This is a genomic window from Streptomyces canus, assembly GCF_001514145.1.
GTDB classification, from domain to species: Bacteria; Actinomycetota; Actinomycetes; order Streptomycetales; family Streptomycetaceae; genus Streptomyces; species Streptomyces canus.
In genome coordinates, this window is the sequence record NZ_KQ948707.1 from 1 (window position 1) to 5,347 (window position 5,347).

The following is a 5,347-nucleotide window of genomic DNA, read 5'->3' on the forward strand; positions in this document are numbered from 1 at the left end:
AATTGCTCTAGGCTGTGGATAATTTAGCGGATATTCTTGGGGAGAGTTGAACGTTACTCTCTGTTGTCCGCTTCCCCTGGTCCCGGGTGCCGGCCTCGGGGTGAGACACCGGGTCGGTGGGGCGTGGCTCCCAGCTTGGGAAGCGGTTCGATCTTCTGTTTTCCCTGCTCAGAGGCCTAATGCCTCCGGTTTGCGGGGGTTTGTGTCTGTGGTCCGGCTGGGGCCGGGGCGCCCGCCGGGCTTCCCGGCCCCGGTCCGTTGTGGTTACAGTATGGCAGCAACGAGGGGAGGTTGGCAACCGGTGCCGCATCCTTGCTGTCTGACGGTATGTCAGACAAAGCGCACATGCTTGGTTCTGAGTGGACTAGACCTCTCTTGAATTGGACGTATTCTGTTACGGGTTACGTGGCGTCAGAAACTGATTCCGCGAGAATTGAGGGGGTGTCAGCCGGGGAATCTCAATTAGAGGGTTGTTACGGGTCCGGGAAAGGACACGTAACGCGTAACGGAGTTGCGGGGAGAGAAAGGCAACCCGTAACACAATAGAGCACGGGAAGGAATTGGAGAATTGAGCACCACGAATTCAGTAGTTGCCGTAGTCGACGGTGCTCGCGGGGCGGGTGAGGAGCGGGCGGCGCGAGGTGGTGCTGCTGCGGACGGGAACGGTGCGGCGGCCGAGGTTCGGCCGGTGCGGTACGAGCGCTGGGGCGACGTTCCGGCCGGGCTGGTCACCCGGACACGGCTGGGCGACGCCGACCCGCCCCGGCGTCCCGGCGGGCCCGTCCGCGCCCGCGTCCGCGACTACAACTGGCGGGGGAAGGCCGAGACATTCGACCTGTACGACGTCGCCGAGTCCGTCCCCACCGCGGCCACGGGCCGCCAGCTGGCCGCCGCGGCGCAGCGGCGGGCCGTCGGGCGGGCGTGTGAGGGGTGCGGGGGTGTCGGTCAGCTGCCGCTGCTCGATCACGACGGGCGGCGAGTGTGCGCGGCGTGCCGGCATCTGGCGCAGCTGGCCGAGAAGCAGCAAGAGCTGCGGGTGCGCAGGGCTGAACTGGGTTTGTGGGCGCGGGGGTTGCTGTCGCGGCCGCTGGCGGTGGTGTGGGTGGAGCTGACCGCGGCGCGGTTGTCGGGCTCGGGGAGGGCGCGGCCGCCGCTGGCCGGGCGGGTCCAGGTCGCGGATGAGACGGGCCGGGTCCTGGAGGACGTTTTGGTCCGGCTCGCCGGGCCGCGGACTGGCGGGGCGCCGGCGGACGCGGTCTCGGCGGGTGAGGGGGCGGGGCGGATCGCGCGGGCGCTTGAGGGGCGCCGGCGGCTGGTGTGGGGGCCGCTCGGGGAGGTCACGGCGCGGCTGGAGGTGCTGGGGCATCCCGCGGACCTCGACCGCGCCCTGGCCGTGCCCTCCGGTCACGGTCCCCTCTGGCCGGACGACGCCGCCTCCCGGTACGCGCAGTGGTGCGGTGAACTCGACCCCGCCACAGGGAAGTTGCGTACGCCCTGGCCGCCGGGGAGCGCCGACCGGCTCTGGTACGTCCTCGCCCAGATGGCCGGCGCGGACCGGGCGGACGGGACGGATGCCGTGGACGAGGCCGCGCAGCCCGGCGGGTGATGGCCGGTCGCCGGCGGGGTGTAGGGCGAGCGTGACCTTTCGGGGCGCGGCTCGTTGTAGGAGTTGCGGAGGTCTCTGGTCTCGTGGGGGCCGGCGTAGCGCGCGGGGTGTGCGTCGGCCCGGGCGACGCCATGGAAGTTGCTGGCCAGGGGCCGGAGGCGGTTACAGGCCGGGGAGGACCAGCAGGCCGTCGTACGACGGTTCAGCCGCGGCCCGCGGGCGTCATCGCTGCCTGGGGTCGGGGTGGTCAGGATGATCCCGGTAGCGCTCGGCGAACTGGACGACGACACCGAGGAGTTCGAGCGCCGCTGGCCGTTCATGGTTGGCCCAGTGGTCCAGCAAGTCGACGAGCTCCACCCACGCGTCGAGGTCGGCGATCGCACGGCGCGGCTGGGTGCGCACGACGTGCTCGGCGACCACGAGATCGGCCCAGGGGCCACGCCCGGTGCGGACTGTGAGGAGGACGTCGTCCCCGGCCCGTACGCCGAGTTCGGGCGCACCCGCCTCGGTGAGCTCCCACGGGTGCGTGTGGGTCCCGTCGGGAGCGGACCCGGCGCCCTCGACCGCCCGCTGCTCCTCGGCGATCCGAACGCGCAGAAATTCGCACCAGTCGTGGATGGTGACGCGCTCGGTCATCGCGGCTCTGCCGGGCAGGCCACGTGCACGCCGGTGCCCGCAGGCAGGAGGCCGTGGGCGGTCACAGCGGCCTCATCGCGGGTACGGGGCGCACGGGTCGAGCGCACGGAGGCAGGGACGGTGGCGGCGCAGCTGCTGCACGGTGACTGGGCGCCGGTACCAGACCTCCGTCGCCTCGTCGGCGTGGTGGCATGTGTGTTCGGGTCCTTTCTCAGGCGCCGAGGCCGACGTAGGAGACGTAGGTGTAGGCGCCCCAGTCGGAGTCGAGCTCGCTGATGATGTCGTCCCAGATCTCTTCGAGTTTGCCTTCGTCGCCGGCTTCCATGGCGTCGACCGCCTCGTCCCAGATGTAGCGGACCGCGGGCAGGGTGCGGATCGCCTGGTCTCCCATCAGGTTGGGGCGGCGGGCGTGTTCGTCGACGAGGTCCTGGTTGATGGGGTGGATCTCGACCGCGGTGCCCTTGCCCTGGCGGCTGAGGTGCTGCTTGAAGGCGCCGAGGTTGTCCATGATGCGCTGGGTGCGCAGGTTCCAGTACGCGGTGTCGACGAGCTCGAGGTTGGCCGGGTTCGGCTTCTGCTTGCCGGCGAACCAGTTGTTCAGGGCGCGGGACTTGACGGTGATCCCGGCCTCGCGCATGGCCTCGACGCCGGCGTCGCTGTTGAGGTAGTTCAGGCGCGCCTTCAGGCCCCGGGGGGTGGTGACGGGGGACTTGATGCCGCCCTCGGTGATCTGGCGGGACAGGGCGTCTTCCAGGGCGCGGCCGAGGGCTTTGCCGCCGCGGACGTTCTCGGCGGAGCGGTTCGCGCCGTAGGTGCCGAAATTCCGCCATCCGCTGTCGTCGTACGGCATCGGTTATTTTCCCCCGAGGGTGTAAAAGCGCTTTTCCTTCATCTGGGTGGGCTTGCGGCCCTCTTCCCAGACCTTCTTCCAGTCGCCTCCGGCGACGTGGAGTTCGTCAACGCCGGATACCTGGACCAGGATAAGGCCCGCCTGGTGGGCTTTCCAAGCGCGCAGCCAGAGACTTGCGAACGCCTGGGAGCGGATCGTGTGGACCCACTCGGGTCGGCGGAGTTCCCGGTTCTTTCCTGACTCGCCGATCGTTGAGGTGAAACGGGAGTACATGGCCTTGACGTATTCTCCCGTGACCGGGTCTTCGGTTTCGATCGCGGTCTGGCGGGCTTGCTGCAGGACGCGGCGGAATTTCTCCAGGAGTGCTTCGGAGGCGCCGGAGGTCCACGATTCCAGGATCCGGGGCGGCTCGCTGAGGCCGAGTTCAGAGCAGCGGATCAGGAGGCGGACGGTGGCCTCGTCCAGGAGGTAGGGGCCGGGCTCGATCCGGTTGCCGAGCGGGCTGGGCAGGTCGGTGTGATCCCAGTTGAACTGGTCAACGCGGTGGATGCCGGCCTTGCGCTTGTCGAAGCCGCCGGTGGGGTCGTGCTTGAGCGCGCCGATGGGCAGGTGCGTCTTGAACGCGGACAGGTACGCGGCGTTGATGTCCAGGCCGACCACGTCCAGCGGGTCGCGCTCGCCCCTCTTGATGGCCTCGTAGAGAGGGGCGTTGCGCCATTTCTGGCGGCCTTCCCAAACGCCGTCTGCTTCACCCTGCCCGGGCTTCGAAAGGAAATCCAGGGCGGGCGGGTAAACGGTGTGGACGTAATTTCCTCCGACCCTGGTGAGTTTGAACAGGGCCATGGAGTCCGGCACGGCTTTCTTCTGCAGCATCTTGACGGCGGCCTCGATGTCGCCGTTCGTCTCGTCCAGGGCCTGCTCGACCGCGGCGCTGATCTTGTTGAGGAAGAAGGTGTAGTTCCGTCCGCTGCCGCTGCCGCCTCCGGTGCCCGGGGTGCCCTCGGGCGGAGGCGTGTCGTCGCTGAACGAGGCCGACGGCGCCTCCATGACCACCCCCTCCAGCACACGCCGGGCCGGGTCGGCCGCCCGGTCGTCCCCTCCGGCACCGGGCGCGGCACCGGAGGCCTCGGCGGCCGCCGTGGGCTCGGCGGCGGGGGCGGGCTCGGTGACCGTCAGGGACGCCGTGGCCGGGGCGTTCAGGGGCGCGGGGGCGGGGAGGGCGGACGGGGTGATCCCGGCCGCCGTCGCGGCCGCGTGGTAGGCGCTCAGGGCGGTGCGCAGCCGGTCGGCCTCGGTCGTGGCGGGCAGGCGCAGCCGGCGCCCGCCGAGCTCGGCCGCGCGGGCCCGCGCGGCCGGCAGCACCGGGAGGAGGTGGTCGTTGCCGGGGGCGAGCGCATCGCGCAGGGCGGTCAGGACGTGCTGGCCGTGGACCGACAGCGCAGAGCGGTGCTCGTTGCCGGTGAGGAACGGCGCAGCGGCGGCCAGGAGTTCGGCCTCCGCGGTAGCGAGGTCCGGCGCCTGGCCGGAGGCGGGGCCCGCCTCCGGCGTCCCGGCGGGGGTGGGCTGCGGGCCGGCCGACGTCGCCGGGACCGGCGGCACGGCCGGGATGGCGGTGGGGGTGCCGCGGTGCGCGGCGGCGAACGCGGCCAGGGCCGTACCGAGGCGCTCGCCCTCCGCCGTGGGCGGCACCGGCGGGCGGCGGGCGGCGAGGTCGGCCACCGCCTGACGCAGCCCCGGCAACTCGCCCGCGCGCCCGGGCACCGTGGAGGCCTCGCGCAGCGCGGCAAGCGCACCGGCCAGACGGGCCGACAGACCGTGGCGGGCACCGGAGGTGAACGGCAGCGCAGCGCCGAGGAGTTCAGCCTCCACCGCCGCGAACCCCTCCCCCGCGGCCACCGGGACGGCCGACGCCGCGGCGGGCGCGGGAGAGGGCGAGGGCGGGGGCTGCAGGGCGACGCCCGGGTCGGCCGGGGTGGCCCCGGCGGCCGTGGACAGCGACGTCGTCGCGGCCGGGCCGGCCGTACCGGACGGCGTACCGGGGCCGGCGTCCGCCGCCGGCTGTACCGAGGCCGCCGAGGACGCGTCCTGGGCGGCCGGGAGCACCTCGTCGGGAACGGGAGCGTACGGCGCGGCAGACGGACGGTACCCCTGGGCAGTGGCGTACGCGTAGAAAGCCTCCAAAGCCCGCTCCAGACGCCGACCAGGGTCGGTATCCGGCAGACCCGGACGACCAGCAGCAACAGCGGCACACACCG

The 5,347-nt window shown here is 71.8% G+C and carries 4 protein-coding genes; 1 reads left to right on the plus strand and 3 read right to left on the minus strand.

All coding sequences use genetic code 11. From position 1 onward, the window contains the following. Positions 1 to 568: 568 nt before the first annotated feature. Positions 569 to 1,606, plus strand: a complete 1,038-nt coding sequence (locus AQJ46_RS51075; protein ID WP_159064294.1) for a hypothetical protein — start codon at positions 569 to 571, stop codon at positions 1,604 to 1,606. 222 nt (positions 1,607 to 1,828) lie between these two features. Here the strand turns inward: AQJ46_RS51075 and AQJ46_RS51080 are convergent, their stop codons facing one another. The 3 genes from AQJ46_RS51080 to AQJ46_RS58345 all read right to left on the minus strand — a co-directional run bounded on the left by AQJ46_RS51080 (position 1,829) and on the right by AQJ46_RS58345 (position 5,273). Further along, positions 1,829 to 2,242 carry a DUF6221 family protein gene (locus AQJ46_RS51080; protein WP_059212201.1) on the minus strand — a complete coding sequence of 138 codons (414 nt, stop codon included), beginning with the start codon at positions 2,240 to 2,242 and terminating at the stop codon, positions 1,829 to 1,831. A gap of 211 nt (positions 2,243 to 2,453) precedes the next feature. Continuing rightward, positions 2,454 to 3,092, minus strand: a complete 639-nt coding sequence (locus AQJ46_RS51085) for a hypothetical protein (protein WP_059212202.1) — start codon at positions 3,090 to 3,092, stop codon at positions 2,454 to 2,456. Between the two features lie 3 nt (positions 3,093 to 3,095). Further along, positions 3,096 to 5,273, minus strand: coding sequence for a hypothetical protein (locus AQJ46_RS58345; RefSeq protein ID WP_225887683.1), 2,178 nt, complete (start codon positions 5,271 to 5,273; stop codon positions 3,096 to 3,098). Between the last annotated feature and the right edge of the window lie 74 nt (positions 5,274 to 5,347).

What these genes read in the sequence shown, in the direction of transcription:
- AQJ46_RS51080 (WP_059212201.1), bottom strand. Translation starts at nt 2,242, where the DNA reads ATGACCGAGCGCGTCACCATCCACGACTGGTGCGAATTTCTGCGCGTT.
- AQJ46_RS51085 (WP_059212202.1), bottom strand. Translation starts at nt 3,092, where the DNA reads ATGCCGTACGACGACAGCGGATGGCGGAATTTCGGCACCTACGGCGCG.